The following is a 14,615-nucleotide window of genomic DNA, read 5'->3' as shown; positions in this document are numbered from 1 at the left end:
AATTTCTGTCTTTTTTTGCTATAATAATAGAAATACAGGTATGAGGTTTTTTATGAAATTACAAACAGCAGCTAAATCATTATCGGGTACTATTCGTGTGCCTGGTGATAAGTCTATCAGCCACCGTTCCATTATGTTTGGTTCTCTTGCTAAGGGAGTGACTAAAGTTTATGATATCTTGCGTGGTGAGGATGTTCTTTCAACTATGCAGGTTTTTCGTGATTTGGGAGTGAAGATAGAGGATAAGGGTGATGTGGTTGAAATACATGGCGTTGGTTTTGAGGGCTTAAAAGCTCCGCAGAATAAACTGGACATGGGGAATTCTGGCACGTCTATTCGTCTTATTTCAGGTGTCCTTGCAGGACAGGGGTTTGAAGTGGAAATGTTTGGAGACGACAGTCTTTCAAAACGTCCGATGGACCGTGTGACCATTCCTTTGAGACAAATGGGTGTTGAGGTATCTGGTCAGACTGACCGTGACTTGCCACCTCTTAAGATGAAGGGGACAAGCTCACTTAAATCAATCACTTACCAATTACCTGTGGCCTCCGCTCAAGTAAAATCTGCTCTGATTTTTGCAGCCTTGCAGGCAGACGGAAAGTCTGTCATTATCGAGAAAGAGAAGACACGTAATCACACCGAGGATATGATTGTTCAATTTGGCGGTGAGATTCAGGTTGATGGCAAAGAGATTCGTATTTCAGGAGGTCAAGAATTTACTGCTCAAGAGGTTGTCGTTCCTGGGGATATCTCTTCGGCGGCTTTCTGGCTGGTAGCAGGGCTTATTGTTCCAAATAGTAAAGTTGTTCTTGAGAATGTAGGGATTAATGAGACCCGCACAGGTATCATTGACGTGATTAAGGCCATGGGTGGGCGTATTGAGATGACCGATATTGACCCAGTTGCCAAATCAGCGACTCTTACGGTAGAAACCTCTGACTTGCATGGAACAGAGATTTCAGGTGATATTATCCCACGCTTGATTGATGAGTTACCAATCATCACCCTATTAGCCACTCAAGCCAGCGGTGAAACAGTTATCCGCGATGCGGAGGAATTAAAAGTCAAAGAAACAGATCGTATTCAGGTTGTTGCGGATGCTTTAAATGCCATGGGAGCTGATATTACGCCGACCGCAGATGGCATGATTATCGTTGGTAAAACACCGCTTCATGGTGCTACAATCAATACCTTTGGTGATCATCGTATCGGTATGATGGCTGCCATTGCTGCTCTGCTTGTCCAAGATGAAGAGGTAGTGTTGGAACGTGCAGAGGCTATCAATACCAGCTATCCTGATTTCTTCAAACACATGGAGGTATTGTTAAATGGCTAAGGTTTTAATTGGTTTTATGGGCTCCGGAAAATCAACGATTGCACGCCTCTTGGATCCGAATTATATTGATATGGATGTTGTGATTGAAAACAGCATCGGGATGCCCATTGCAGACTTTTTTGCGACAAAGGGTGAAGCAGCTTTTCGTGAGATTGAAAGTGATGTTTTATTAGATTTGATAGCTACTGATAAGGTTATTTCCACAGGAGGTGGAGTCGTTGTGACAGAGAAAAATCGTCAGCTTTTGGCAGAAAATCCTCAAACGATTTATCTGAAAGCTGATTTTGAAACCCTCTATCAGCGCATTGCCAACGATACGAAAAATGTGCGACCACTTTTTGTTACGAATAGTAAAGAAGACTTTAAGGCTATTTTTGACAGTCGTCAAATCTGGTATGAAGAGGCAGCCGCACAAATCATTGATGTGACCAATAAAACACCTCAGGAGATTGTAGAGGAAATCCGATGAAGATTGCTTACTTAGGACCGTCAGGATCCTTTACCCACAATGTAGCTCTCAGCGCCTTTCCTCAGGCTGACCTAGTGCCGTTTGAAACCATCACAGAAGTGCTAAAAGCCTACCAAGACAAGAAGGTCAGCTTTGCTATTGTCCCCGTGGAAAATTCAATCGAGGGATCAGTCCATGAAACGACGGACTATCTTTTCCATCAAGGGAATTTACTTGCTGTGTCTGAAATCATTCAGCCCATCAAGCAACAACTCATGTCTGTTGCGACAACAAATCCAGAAAAAATTTACTCACACCCACAGGCGATTGCACAAGGGAAATCTTATATTACCCAGCATTATCCTAACGCCTCTTTAGAAGCAACGGCTTCTACTGCCTATGCCGCACGATTTGTAGCAGAAAATCCAGATAAGCCCTATGCGGCTATTGCCCCTCAAGCAGCAGCTGAGCAATATGGCCTGACGGTTATTGCAAAAGATATTCAGGAAATTGAAGAAAATTTCACACGGTTTTGGATTTTGGGAGAAAAAAGGAATCAGCTTGCTTTGCCACAAATATCGGAAAAACTTTCCCTAGCCCTCACCTTACCTGATAACCTTCCAGGAGCACTATATAAAGCTCTATCTGTCTTTGCTTGGAGAGGCATTGATTTGACGAAAATTGAGAGTCGCCCCTTAAAAACCATGTTAGGCGAGTACTTTTTCATCATTGATATTGCTCATCACGAAAAAGAATTGGTTCAGTATGCCCTTTCTGAGTTGACAAGCTTGGGAATTACGTTTAAAATTTTAGGAGATTACACTGTTTACATTATGACAGATCATTAAGGAGAAACTATGGCAGATCGCCGTTTAGAGGTTTTGACGCACCACGAAGCCCTACGTTACGATTATTTATCAAAAAACATTCATTTTTTAAATCCTAAGGAAAAAGCAGAGCTAGACCACCTTAATGCTAAGTTAGCTGGAGAAGTACCTGTCTCTTCTCAGCCAGTTAGGTCAGCTCAAAATCCTATCAATGGTTTGCCTGTCTATCCTAGAGCGGACGAACGAAAAAGCTATTCACGCCAATCACGACGTCAGTCAAGGGAGTTACCGCCTTATCCAAGTCGTGAAGCGTCAGCTTTTGGCACAGAAGAACAAATAGAACGCGCGAAAGGCTTGCCTGCTTATCCAAGACAAGAAAAGGTTAGAACCTCTAGCCGTCCACGCCCACAAGATAAAGTGCAGCGTCCTCTGAAAGAAAAGCCAGTCAGGGTAAAACCTGAGAAGCCTGTTAAGAAAAAACGCCGTTTTAGCATTAAACGCTTTTTCCAATGGCTAGGCATTATTATCTTACTGATTTTGATTGGCATGGTTATCATGTTCTTCAAGGGAGTGTCTGATGTAACCTCTGGTAAAAATCATTACCAACCAGCACAAACAGAAGTGTTTAATGGTGAGGATGCCTTAGATGGGACCAATATCCTGATTTTAGGTAGTGATAAGCGCGTGACGCAAAATGCAACAGATGCTCGAACAGATACGATTATGGTCATGAATATTGGTGGCAGTGATGGTAAAATCAAACTAGCAAGCTTTATGCGTGATACACTGGTCAATATTCCAGGATACAGTTCTGATGACTATTCGACCGACCTAAAATTAAACTCCTCATTTAACCTTGGTGAACAAGATGGTGACCAAGGGGCAGAGTTTGTCCGTCAGGCTCTCAAACATAATTTTGACATTGATATCAAATATTATGTCATGATTGACTTTGAAACCTTTGCCATTGCCATTGATACCCTTTTCCCTGAGGGAGTTGACATCGATGCCACATTTGAAACTGTTGGTGGTGAAATGGTAACAGAGGTAGAAGTTCCTGATGATTTAGGTTATGCACAAGGCGGAGCGATGTACCAGACCATCTCAGTCGGTAAACAAAAGATGGACGGTAAAACCCTGTTGAACTATGCCCGTTTCCGTGGAGACGATACAGCTGACTTTGGTCGTGTCAAACGTCAGCAACAAGTCTTATCAGCTATTTTCTCTCAAGTCAAAAATCCTGCAAAACTCTTTACAGGTTCAGCAGCGCTTGGAAAAATTTATGCCCTGACCTCTACCAATGTTTCTTATCCTGTGCTTTTGGCAGAAGGATTAGGCGTTTTAACCAGTGGACAGTCTGGCATTGAGCGCTTAACCGTTCCAAAACAAGGGGACTGGGTGGACACCTATGACATGTATGGTGGTCTAGGACTTGATATTGACCGAGAGAACTATAAAGAACTATTAGCCCAGATGGGATTTAGATAATATGATATAATGGAGAGACGAAGGTCTCTCTTTTTCTTTTGGAAAAAGCAGAGCTGACATTTAGAATGAGGAAAAACATGTTACAAAAAAATGATATTGTAGAAGTAGAAATTGTCGATTTGACCCACGAAGGGCAAGGGGTGGCCAAAGTAGATGGTTTGGTCTTTTTTGTGGAAAATGCCCTACCAGAAGAAACGATTCGCATGCGCGTGCTCAAGGTTACCAAGAAAATTGGCTACGGTAAGGTGGAAGAGTACCTGAAAACTTCTCCTCACCGTGTGGAAGATATGGATGCAGCCTACTTGCGCACAGGTATTGCTGACTTTGGACACTTGGCTTATGCTGAACAACTCAAATTCAAACGCAAGCAAGTGGTGGATAACCTCTACAAAACAGCAGGTATTTCAGATGTCGAAGTGCTAGAAACGCTTGGAATGGACAATCCAACTGCTTATCGGAACAAGGCAGCCATCCCTGTCCGTCGTGTCAATGGGCAGTTGGAGACAGGCTTTTTCCGTAAAACTTCCCATGATTTGATGCCAATTGAAGATTATCTCATTCAAGATAAGGAGATTGACCGTCTGATCAATGCCACTCGTGATTTGCTGCGCCGCTTTGACCTTAAACCTTATGATGAAAAGGAACAGACAGGTCTGATTCGCAACCTTGTGGTGCGCCGAGGGCATTACTCAGGAGAAATGATGTTGGTTCTTGTGACCACACGTCCAAAGGTGTTCCGTATTGACCAACTCATTGAACAGTTAGTGGAAGAATTCCCAGCCCTTGTGTCTGTGATTCAAAACATCAACGATAAAAACACCAACGCGATCTTTGGCGCTGAATTCCGTACTCTCTACGGCAAAGATACCATTACCGATAGCATGTTAGGTAACCAGTACGAGATTTCAGCCCAGTCTTTCTATCAGGTTAATACGGCAATGGCTGAAACGCTCTACCAGACAGCTATTGATTTTTCTGAACTGACCGCTGACGATGTGGTGATTGATGCCTACTCAGGAATCGGTACCATCGGCCTATCCTTTGCCAAATCGGTTAAGGCAGTTTATGGTGTGGAAGTAATTGAAGCTGCCGTACGCGATGCGGAAAAAAATGCTGCGCTAAACGGCATCACAAATGCCCACTATGTAGCTGATAGTGCCGAAAACGCTATGGCCAACTGGAGCAAGCAGGGCATCAAACCAAGTGTCATCCTCGTTGACCCACCACGCAAGGGACTCACCGAAAGTTTTATCAAAGCTAGCGTTGCCATGCAACCAGATAAAATCACCTATGTCTCCTGTAATCCAGCCACCATGGCGCGTGATATTAAATGGTATCAAGAACTGGGCTATAAATTGAAGAAGGTCCAGCCAGTGGATTTATTTCCGAATACGCATCACGTCGAGTGTGTCGCACTGTTTGTAAAAGCCTAGAAACCTTTTAACGAAAGGAATAGTAAAAAGCCTTGATAGTAAGGCTTTTTTTATCGTATAGAGTAAGTATCAGAGTGAGTGTTTAAGTTGAGTGAGTTGGTTTAATAGCATGATGATGGGATGATTTGTTTTCAGATACATGAGGTTAGTGGGAATATATGTCCCCCTAACAATCTGTTTACTAAAAATTTTTTATCTGGATAAATAGTGATGTATTAATACTTAACAAACATCAAAAATTACTTTTTTGTTTCTTTCTTAAAAGGTTACAGTGCAGAAAACATTGCCAAGGAACTCAACACCAAAGGTATCAAGGGCTGGTCAGGAAAGGCCAACTGGTATCCAAGTAGGATTCTCAAAAAAAGTACAAAGGCGATGCTTTATTGCAGAAGACCTTTACAGTTGATTTTTTGACTAAGAAACGAGTTCAAAATGATGGTCAAGTCAACCAATACTATGTAGAAAATAGCCATGAAGCTATTATTGACAAAGACACATGGGAATTAGTACAGTTGGAATTGGACAGGAGGAAAGCCTTTCGTGAAGAACATCTACTGAAATTTTACATCGTGCAAAATGACAATACTCCATTCACCACAAAAGTGTTCTGTGCAGAATGTGGTTCGGCCTTTGGTAGAAAGAACTAGACCACCAGTCGAGGTAAACGTAAAGTATGGCAGTGTAACAATCGTTATAGAGTCAAAGGACAGATTGGCTGTCAGAATAACCATATTGATGAGGAAATGTTAGAGAAGGCTTTTATGAAAAACGTCAGCATACTCAAAGACCATAAAACTGATGTTCTTGATAAGTTAGAAAAGCTAAACAAGGGTGACAATCTTCCGCATAAGTATTATGGCAAGTTTATGAAACAAGTTCTTGACCTAGACTATTTCGATAGTAACATTATGTGCCAAGTCTTTGATAACATCACTATCTCAGAGAGTGGGCAGATTACTGTAATCTTTCTCGAAGGAACAGAAGTTGACTTGTAAGAGACTGCGATCGAAAGGTTGTGGTTTTTTGTGTTGTTTCGTGTTATAATAGCGTAAATAAATAAACAGAATGATTAGAGTATTAATAAAGAAACGGAAAAATCGGTTATGAGGGATAACACCAAAAGAGATAAGCATAGAAAATTGAAATGGTTTGTCGCCGGAAGTGCATTAACTTTGGCTGGATTTATTGCAATACCAACACTTATCCAAAAATATGGAAACAAAGTATACAAAGACTCATTGAAGAATGATGAGATTGATTTTGATGAAATGGGGCCAGAAATTGTACCATTTGAAAACAAATTCATGGAGGAAGAATAATGGCAGAAATTAGTGCAGATAAGATTGCGCAGGAGGCAATTAATGCGATTGCAGATAAAATTAAAAATTTGAATACATTGAATATTATTGTTGCTGGAAAGACAGGTGTGGGTAAAAGTACGCTTATAAATGCAGTATTTAAAGACAACTTGGCTGATACTGGAATGGGAAAACCGGTGACAACTCATATGCGTAAAATTACAAAGAAGAATGTGCCACTTGCGATTTATGATACGAGAGGATTTGAGTTAGGAAAAGAAGTTCAAGCAGAAGTTAAACAAGAAGTGGTGGATACCATCAGTAAAGGACTTGCTACACAAGATATTAATAGAGCTATTCATTGCATTTGGTACTGTATAAATACTGCCTCAAATAGAATTGAACCAGAAGAGATTGAATGGCTTAGAGAACTTTCGAAGGATAATCAAATTACTCAAGTACCGATTGTAATTGTCCTTACACAGTCGTTCTCAAAGAAAAAAGCTCAAGACATGAGACAAGCTTTACTTAATGAAAACTTGGATATCATTCAGATTATTCCTGTACTTGCAGAAGATTATGAAATTGAAGATTTAGGTATTGCGAAGTCTTACGGTCTTGATGTTTTGATTAAAGTTATGGGAGAAGCACTACCAGATGAGCTGATGGATACACTTCAGCATGTTCAAATAGCCTCTTTGGAAGAAAAAAAGCGTAGAGCACAGGCAGCGGTAGCGACTGCCACATTAGCAGCGGCGGCTGCAGGAGCTGTACCTATCCCGTTTTCTGACGCCGCATTATTGGTTCCTACCCAAGTTGGTATGATAGCTTCTATCACGGTAATTTTTGGATTTGATGTTAATAAGAGCATCATAACTGCTCTACTTTCTTCCTCAATTGGTGCAGGCGGAGCAACTCTTCTTGGAAAAACAGTTTTTACTAATATAATTAAATTTATTCCTGGTGCAGGAACTGTCATGGGTGGTGCAATTTCTGCAGGAACTGCAGGGGTGATTACAGCCGCTCTTGGTGAGGCATATATCAGAATTATGGAGTTGGTATTCAAGGGAGAAATGAGCATAGATGACCTTGGTACTAAAAAGGGTCGTGATACTATGTCGCAAATGTTTAAGGCTCAGTTGCAAGTGAATAAGAATTAATATTTTAGAAATGAGTCCATTGACTTTGCTTTTATAACCAATGGTGGCCGGTGGCAATCGCCTCTTGGGAGAAGCACTAGGCTTAGGGATGGGATAATGATAAGTAAATGACTAATTACACTTCATAGTATCGTTCAATAATATAATCACAAAGTCTGACTAAACTCTTTCGTTCTATAGTATAGTTACTCTCTATCAGCACACGTGGAGGTTGTGAGCCTCTTAGTTAAAACCACAGATTAATAGTCCTTGTTTCAAGGCGAGCTGCTAACAAGGTCCACTGGACCTTGTTACTCCAAATGACACATCACGTGGAGTGCGTAGCGTTGCTACAACGAAGCAAAGGGTAAAAATCCTTTATTTTAAGCACTTTTTCAAACATTTTGTCTTTATTGAAAAAAGTGATTTTGACATAAAAAAGGTGCAAAAAAAGTACATTGATGTGAACGTCTGTTTGGATGTCGACTGCGTAGACAAAAAATAGATACGTCAGTAATAAATTAATCCAGCGAGAACATTTTAATAAGTGTTCTCGTTTTTTTTTTTTTTGCCCAGTCTCTTTGATTGGACTAAATGAATATTATGATCTTGGTTAAATTTACCTAATTTTAAAATTAGGTAAAACTACAAAAATGGTTGCGTGTGATGAATTCCTGTGGTAAGATAGGGGATACAATGAAGCTTCAGTAGGTGACAGGTGATCGCTGTCATAAAATCTATCAATGTGATTAATCACAATATCATGAAAGGAAAATGAATGAAAAAAAGTTCAGTTGTATTAGGACTGGCAGTAATGCTATCTATGGGTCTGTCTGTTGAAGAGGTTGCTGGTTTGGAACATGATAGGGGTGTTGCAAATACGGCATCTGATATAGATGATTGGTTTGAGGATGAGGAAACGGATTTCCCTAAAAAACCGTCAACGGATACAGAAAAGGTTTCAGATGAAGTGACGGATTTATTTGGAGACAGAACGTCAGACGCAGGAAAAGATAAACCGAAGGCTTCCAAGCCGTCAAAGCCTACCTACTCAGAAGATAAAAAAGATGAGGACTGGTTTTATGAAGAAGCAGAAGATGTTCCTCGACAATCTGATAAAGCTCTTTCAGAAGAAGTAGAGGACTTATTTGCAGAGGACGATGATTCCAAAGATGCAAAGAAACCATCCAAAGAGTTCCCTAAAACGAACCCATCTGTAGACAAAAAGGTACAAGAGCTGTCTGACTCCATTTGGCAGAGCGAAGATTTTATCACGCGTGGAGATTGTCTTGTTGGGTTATCACGCAAGGGAGTAGAGAAGCTAGGGCAAACGGGTCATTTGGTATTACCTCAGAAAGGAACAGATGGCACTGTTTTACGGCGCGTGGCGAGTTTTGCATTTGCGCCTGATAAAAATACGGTAATTGCAGAATATACGAGCCGTGTCGGCGAAAATGGTAAAGTAGACCGTTTAGATGCGGATGGGAACGTTATTTCTACAGAGGGCGAATCCATCAATGCTTATGTGTTGACGAAAATCACGATTCCAGAAGGTTATACCCATATTGGAGCGGATGCATTTGCGGATCATAAAAATGTGACAGAAGTTGTCTTACCAAAGACTTTGACACGGATTTCAGATTATGCTTTTGCACACATGGCTCTGAAGAGTCTTAGTCTGCCATCGGAAGTGACGCATATTGGCGATATGGCTTTTTTTGACAATCGTTTAACAGGTGAACTGGTTTTACCGAAGACTCTGACCTATCTTGGTGAGCGTTCCTTCAAATCAAATCGTTTGCAATCGGTTGTTTTCAAGGGGACTTCTTTGAAAGAGATTGGTGAAGCAGCTTTTCAAGACAATGATTTGAGTCAAGTTCATCTGCCAGCTAACTTGGAGCGTATTGGAAAAGAAGCCTTTACTGGCAATCCAGGTGATGACCATTATGGCAATCAGGTAGTACTGACAACGACAGATGGCAAAAATCCGCATCATTTAAAAACGGAAGGTGCCTATGTAAATCCAGGGAAAGAGCTACAAACAGCGGTTGCCAAGATAGATTACAGCCGTTGGGTGGCAGAAGATTTCCGTTACCAAGACTCAGTGATCCTTGGTTTTTCAGAGAAGGGCATTCAAAAAGTTCGTCGCTTGAAGAAACTTGACATTCCAGAGCGAAATGGTGAGCATGTCATCACAGAAATTGCAGCCAATGCCTTTCGAAATGTTGATTTTGACCAGCAAAGCCTACGAAAATATGACTTAGAAGAAGTTTTCTTGCCAAACAGTATTCAAAAAATTGGAGATTTTGCCTTTCAGTCTAATCGGATTGAGTCCTTGAATTTGGGTGAAGGTGTGGTTGAAATTGGTGCAGGTGCCTTTATGAATAATCGCATTGGTACATTAGAATTACCTGACTCTCTCCAGACAATCGGGGATGCAGCTTTTCATATCAACCATGTCTCTGCAATTGTGGTTCCTCCAGCTGTTAAGCAGATTGGTCGCTCTGCCTTTCGTCAAAATGGAGCACAGGCCATCCTTTTCTTGGGCAAAGATGTGGAGGAGATTGGCGAAATGGCTTTCCTATCCAATGCCTTGACGACAGTTGATATGACTGGTTTAGACAAATTAGAAATTCTATCGGTTCAAGTTTTTGCAGATAATCGTTTGGAAAAGGTTGAGTTACCACCACAATTACGGGAAATCAAAGAAGAAGCCTTCCGTACCAATCAGTTGCACCGTGTACAATTACCAGAAAAGGTTGAAATAATCGCCTTTAATGCCTTCACTCAAAATGGGAAACCAGGTTCAACAGTCGAAGTGATGACAGCAGGCGAAGCAGAAAGTCAGCTACCTGATGGGGAGGGGCATATCATCAATACTGCGAAATTGGCAACAAATCGTGAGGTGTTGACCCAGTTAATGACTGAAATGAAAGCCATTGATTTCTCGACATTGCGTACCTCCACTCAGCAGCAGTTTAAGGACTTGTTGCATCAAGGAGAACAATTGGTGGCGAAAAAAGAGCTGCGTCAAGGGGAACAGTGGCAATTTATCCATACCAGCCGCTTTTTCATGGGACGTTTGGGACTTGATTGTCAAATGAAATTAGCTGAAACGGCCATGAAGGATTTTACAACATCTCCTAATTTAGCTCTATTACAAGGAAAATATGTCTACGCTGTACGTTCTTACAACAACAGTGCTTTGTCAGCAGAACAAGTGTCACGTTTGGAAAAAGAATTGTCCCTCTTGACAGGATTGGTGACAGGAAAAGGTATCTTGGCTCAAGCAACAATGGTACAAGGAGTGCATCAGTTCAAGAGCCCCCTTCCATTGCCAGAATATTATATTGGGTTGAATGTGTATGTGGATGCAAATGGTGTGATTCTGTATATCTTGGATCGTAGCGAGAGCATTGGCGAAGGCCAGAAAGACACATATGGTAATCCAGTTCTGAATATTGATGAAGATAATGAAGGTTACCATGCCTTGGCTGTGGCGACCTTGCAGGATTACGAAGGCCTATCTGTCGAAGAGATTCGCACCAAAGAATTGGCAGATATGACTCAAATTCGCGATGTTCCAAAAGCAAGTTACCATCGTCAAGCCATCTTTGAAGCGGTAAAAGACGCGGTGAAAGATTGGAAAGGAATGTCGCAACCTCAGGCGTCGTCTGAAAATGACAAACCAAGTCACGAGCCAAACACCGCATCAGAACTCCCTATGAAAGAAAAAAAGGCACAACAAGCTTTATCTTCAACTCAGGGAACTTCTGTATCAAAAGTTCTACCGAAAACAGGTACTACAAGTGATTCTTATTGGTATGGACTAGGAATAGCGATTCTCGCGTACTTATCGGCTATCGTGGTCAAAAAACGGAAAGACAACTAATTTTCAATGAAAAAGGTTAATTGAGGGCATTCATCCACTTAATTAACCTTTTTGGCGTAGGAGAGAAAGCTGTTGCTAAAAGTCATGACAGGAATCAGTTGTTTGACATTATTTAGGAACAGTTACAGAAGTTTCAGTAAATGTTGCCATGGCGAAAATGAATCGATAAGATAGAGGAGAGACAACTTGTCACAAAAGGGCATCTAAAAAACAAAAATGCTGGGCACTGTGCCCAGCATTTTTACTATATCAATTTAGCCTGTTTCCAAAGAAATCGTAACTTCTTCACCCTCTTCTTAAAATAGCGAAAATAGTTCACTGTCTGAAAAGGTTCTTTGTAGGAGTTTGGGGATTCCCAGCTTCTTTTTATGTTCACAAACGGCTGGTAGTTATTCATAATACCTTTTGAACAGATATAACGCCTTACGAAACGAAGGTCATTTAAAATCAAAACTATTAAGTCAGATAATGTTTAGCCTTTTTTTCAATGCTCGCAAGTTTGTCAAAATAGGTTTGCAAGCGAATGGTAGAGACGGTATTTTGAATGAGTCGCTGTTGATTGATATGCAAATCAATAGCTATCGTGATGAAGTGACAGCCTGTACCGTGATAGCACTGCTCAAGATAAGGGAGAAATTTTTTAGTCGTAATGATGATTGTTTGATTGGTGATTTCTTCGGCATCTTTTAATGTATCTGCCAAAAGGTTGTATCTACTGATAATAGCCACATCTTCTGTAAAATTACGCTTTAAAACACCTTCGATCATGTCAAGATCTAGCTGACTTCCGAGAATGATGTGGATAGGAAGTGATGGTAACGACGATTGAATACAATTTCTCAGGTACAGATACAAGAAATAAAGGCGGTGCTGATCTAAAAATCCTTGAATACCTTCCTCACTCATCCATTCTTGGATGATGTTTTTGATAATGATGTACAGCGAATCTGAAGTATCAATGAGGTGGTGTTCATAGTGATTGATAAAAGGGATTAAGTTTTGCAAGCCGAATAAGAATGTTCGTGACAAGAAGGTCATCGAGGTGAGGAAGATATCTGATTCAACGATCTCAGTACCAAAGACTTTTTTGAATTTTGAGATAAGATGTTTTGAACGAGAATCTTGTAAAACAGCTTGAACTGCAACGAGTTTTCGTTCATCTGTCCATTTGTCTTTGGCAAATACTACATGGGTTGTGCAATATGCCAAGAAAATATAATCCATTTCCTTAGAGGTCAAAGGAGTAGCCAGATGTGGTTTTAACGATAACTGGCAATTTTCAACCAAAATAGGATAAATAAACATTTTTTTGAGACGTTTGATTTCCTTATGTGGAAAATCATTTAATGGAAATTCACGACGTTTCCAAGTCAGAGACACCAAAATAGCGAAAAAAAGATACCTTTCGGGAAGTAGTTCTAAAGAATCGTCTTTAGAATGAAGATTTGACTGGACAATCATTTGTTTGATCTAATCAATACTCCCATCTGATAGGTCATAGATAATGATACCAAAATGATATTGTAGCAGGGTGATTAAAAAACGAATACGGTGTTCCTGACCTACAATCTTATTTTTTGAGAGCTTAAGACCGATAGCTCGCAGTAACACTTCACATTTTTTGCGGATGCGATAAGCTGTTGCTGTGGAAATAAATTTTTGGTCAATGAAATCGTTGAAGTTACCATCGGTATTCAATAGAAAGAATCGGATAGTTTGCAAAATAGCAGACTGCTGGTAAATACGATGAAAGTAATAACTTGAATGATGGGTTGCAATTTTCTTGATGTAGATAACATCTTGCTCAATTTTCAAATCAAGTTCAGACTCAAATTCAACTTCAAATTCTTGAACGATACGATAGATTGTTTTAGTGGGTAAAGCGGATAGAGTGGCAATCTGTTCTAATTTGATATCATTGATATCAAATAAAATATTAAGGATGGTTACCTTATCTTGAATTGCTTTTTCTATGTACCTTTCTAACATTACCTTTAATTCCTTTTTAAATTTATTTTAAAGTATTCTGACATAAATAAAACAGTTTGTCAAATCAAGTAGTTGTGTTCTGAAATCAATAAAACCAAGTGATATCAAGTATTTGACCGCTTCGGAGGGTTCATTTAAGGAGAGGTAGTTGTTATCATTTGAAAGTTAAAACAAATGGTTTTTGTGATAAAAAACATGGTTAATATTGCTATTAGATAATAAGGTTCGTTGTTTTTTATCCTTTCGTAGATATTATAAAAATAAAAAAGATAAATAATTTTTACAACAAATACAACAAATACAACAAATACAACAAAATATACATTTCGATTAGAATTTTCTGAAATAAACAAAAATAAACTAATTGTTTAAAAATTAAAATCAATTAAGGATTTCTCGGTGTTTTTGGAATAAAGAGTTTTAATATGAGAATATAATAAGAGGGGTTGCTAAAATAGTCGTGGGAATGTTGGGTAATAACCTGCATTGATACCAATACATATAGTGAATGAGAAAGGTGAGGTATTCTATATTCATAATATTAAAGAGACACTGGTCTATCAGGTGGATCAGATTTTGGTGGTTGAACCTAATAATTTTTTACCTATTTTATATTTGTCAAAAATCAAAAATTACTTTTTTGCTTCTTTCTAAAACGGTGCGGACGCTCAAAAGGTTTGGGGAACCTTTTGAGGCGGGAAATGAAGCTGACAAAGTCAGCGTCAAAACCTCCTTTGGAGTTTCATTGCTACTTTTTGAGCTTAG

The 14,615-nt window shown here is 39.8% G+C and carries 13 protein-coding genes and 1 pseudogene; 12 read left to right on the top strand and 2 right to left on the bottom strand.

Going from position 1 to position 14,615, the window contains the following annotated elements; genetic code table 11:
• Nucleotides 1–52 precede the first annotated feature (52 nt).
• The 11 genes from aroA to hupY all read left to right on the top strand — a co-directional run bounded on the left by aroA (nucleotide 53) and on the right by hupY (nucleotide 11,861).
• On the top strand, nucleotides 53–1,336 hold the full coding sequence (aroA, locus tag EAF07_RS02985) for a 3-phosphoshikimate 1-carboxyvinyltransferase (protein WP_121834804.1): 1,284 nt from the start codon (nucleotides 53–55) through the stop codon (nucleotides 1,334–1,336).
• Nucleotides 1,329–1,805 (top strand): shikimate kinase, encoded by a 477-nt coding sequence (locus tag EAF07_RS02980; RefSeq protein WP_121834803.1) that lies wholly within the window; start codon nucleotides 1,329–1,331, stop codon nucleotides 1,803–1,805. The genes aroA and EAF07_RS02980 overlap by 8 nt, the downstream gene beginning before the upstream one ends.
• Complete coding sequence (gene pheA / locus EAF07_RS02975; RefSeq protein ID WP_121834802.1) at nucleotides 1,802–2,632, top strand: prephenate dehydratase; 831 nt, start codon at nucleotides 1,802–1,804, stop codon at nucleotides 2,630–2,632. The genes EAF07_RS02980 and pheA overlap by 4 nt, the downstream gene beginning before the upstream one ends.
• Before the next feature lie 9 nt (nucleotides 2,633–2,641).
• Nucleotides 2,642–4,099 (top strand): LCP family protein, encoded by a 1,458-nt coding sequence (locus EAF07_RS02970; protein WP_121834801.1) that lies wholly within the window; start codon nucleotides 2,642–2,644, stop codon nucleotides 4,097–4,099.
• 77 nt (nucleotides 4,100–4,176) lie between these two features.
• On the top strand, nucleotides 4,177–5,532 hold the full coding sequence (gene rlmD / locus EAF07_RS02965; RefSeq protein ID WP_121834800.1) for a 23S rRNA (uracil(1939)-C(5))-methyltransferase RlmD: 1,356 nt from the start codon (nucleotides 4,177–4,179) through the stop codon (nucleotides 5,530–5,532).
• A 231-nt stretch (nucleotides 5,533–5,763) separates the two neighbouring features.
• The gene (locus tag EAF07_RS10920; RefSeq protein WP_425452080.1) at nucleotides 5,764–5,946 is read left to right on the top strand and encodes a recombinase family protein; all 183 of its coding nucleotides are present in this window, start codon (nucleotides 5,764–5,766) and stop codon (nucleotides 5,944–5,946) included.
• Nucleotides 5,943–6,179 (top strand): recombinase family protein, encoded by a 237-nt coding sequence (locus EAF07_RS10915; RefSeq protein WP_425452077.1) that lies wholly within the window; start codon nucleotides 5,943–5,945, stop codon nucleotides 6,177–6,179. Before EAF07_RS10920 ends, EAF07_RS10915 begins: the two co-directional genes overlap by 4 nt.
• Nucleotides 6,180–6,293: 114 nt before the next feature.
• Nucleotides 6,294–6,527: a site-specific recombinase resolvase gene (locus tag EAF07_RS10910; RefSeq protein ID WP_425452076.1), complete on the top strand. Its 234-nt coding sequence runs from the start codon at nucleotides 6,294–6,296 to the stop codon at nucleotides 6,525–6,527.
• A 108-nt stretch (nucleotides 6,528–6,635) separates the two neighbouring features.
• Nucleotides 6,636–6,851: a hypothetical protein gene (locus EAF07_RS02955; RefSeq protein WP_121834799.1), complete on the top strand. Its 216-nt coding sequence runs from the start codon at nucleotides 6,636–6,638 to the stop codon at nucleotides 6,849–6,851.
• Nucleotides 6,851–7,990: a YcjF family protein gene (locus tag EAF07_RS02950; RefSeq protein ID WP_121834798.1), complete on the top strand. Its 1,140-nt coding sequence runs from the start codon at nucleotides 6,851–6,853 to the stop codon at nucleotides 7,988–7,990. Before EAF07_RS02955 ends, EAF07_RS02950 begins: the two co-directional genes overlap by 1 nt.
• A gap of 757 nt (nucleotides 7,991–8,747) precedes the next feature.
• Complete coding sequence (hupY, locus tag EAF07_RS02945; RefSeq protein WP_121834797.1) at nucleotides 8,748–11,861, top strand: leucine-rich repeat adhesin HupY/LrrG; 3,114 nt, start codon at nucleotides 8,748–8,750, stop codon at nucleotides 11,859–11,861.
• Nucleotides 11,862–12,317: 456 nt separating this feature from the next.
• On the opposite strand, the gene EAF07_RS02940 is transcribed toward hupY, so the two are convergent.
• Both EAF07_RS02940 and EAF07_RS10740 read right to left on the bottom strand, forming a co-directional pair.
• On the bottom strand, nucleotides 12,318–13,322 hold the full coding sequence (locus EAF07_RS02940) for a M protein trans-acting positive regulator PRD domain-containing protein (protein ID WP_245962685.1): 1,005 nt from the start codon (nucleotides 13,320–13,322) through the stop codon (nucleotides 12,318–12,320).
• Between the two features lie 9 nt (nucleotides 13,323–13,331).
• Nucleotides 13,332–13,850 carry a helix-turn-helix domain-containing protein gene (locus tag EAF07_RS10740; RefSeq protein ID WP_245962684.1) on the bottom strand — a complete coding sequence of 173 codons (519 nt, stop codon included), beginning with the start codon at nucleotides 13,848–13,850 and terminating at the stop codon, nucleotides 13,332–13,334.
• Between the two features lie 516 nt (nucleotides 13,851–14,366).
• Between EAF07_RS10740 and EAF07_RS10735 the strand changes: the two are divergent.
• A pseudogene (locus tag EAF07_RS10735) lies at nucleotides 14,367–14,462 on the top strand (class C sortase); the annotation flags it as partial.
• Between the last annotated feature and the right edge of the window lie 153 nt (nucleotides 14,463–14,615).

It is taken from the genome of Streptococcus hillyeri, from assembly GCF_003686955.1.
Taxonomy (GTDB): Bacteria; Bacillota; Bacilli; order Lactobacillales; family Streptococcaceae; genus Streptococcus; species Streptococcus hillyeri.
Note: the sequence above shows the minus strand (reverse complement) of the source record. Positions and strands in the feature narration are given on the sequence as shown.

Bases quoted from the DNA above. Each gene is read 5' to 3' on its own strand.
- aroA (WP_121834804.1), top strand. From the start codon at position 53: ATGAAATTACAAACAGCAGCTAAATCATTATCGGGTACTATTCGTGTG.
- EAF07_RS02980 (WP_121834803.1), top strand. From the start codon at position 1,329: ATGGCTAAGGTTTTAATTGGTTTTATGGGCTCCGGAAAATCAACGATT.
- pheA (WP_121834802.1), top strand. From the start codon at position 1,802: ATGAAGATTGCTTACTTAGGACCGTCAGGATCCTTTACCCACAATGTA.
- EAF07_RS02970 (WP_121834801.1), top strand. From the start codon at position 2,642: ATGGCAGATCGCCGTTTAGAGGTTTTGACGCACCACGAAGCCCTACGT.
- rlmD (WP_121834800.1), top strand. From the start codon at position 4,177: ATGTTACAAAAAAATGATATTGTAGAAGTAGAAATTGTCGATTTGACC.
- EAF07_RS10910 (WP_425452076.1), top strand. From the start codon at position 6,294: ATGAAAAACGTCAGCATACTCAAAGACCATAAAACTGATGTTCTTGAT.
- EAF07_RS02955 (WP_121834799.1), top strand. From the start codon at position 6,636: ATGAGGGATAACACCAAAAGAGATAAGCATAGAAAATTGAAATGGTTT.
- EAF07_RS02950 (WP_121834798.1), top strand. From the start codon at position 6,851: ATGGCAGAAATTAGTGCAGATAAGATTGCGCAGGAGGCAATTAATGCG.
- hupY (WP_121834797.1), top strand. From the start codon at position 8,748: ATGAAAAAAAGTTCAGTTGTATTAGGACTGGCAGTAATGCTATCTATG.
- EAF07_RS02940 (WP_245962685.1), bottom strand. From the start codon at position 13,322: ATGATTGTCCAGTCAAATCTTCATTCTAAAGACGATTCTTTAGAACTA.
- EAF07_RS10740 (WP_245962684.1), bottom strand. From the start codon at position 13,850: ATGTTAGAAAGGTACATAGAAAAAGCAATTCAAGATAAGGTAACCATC.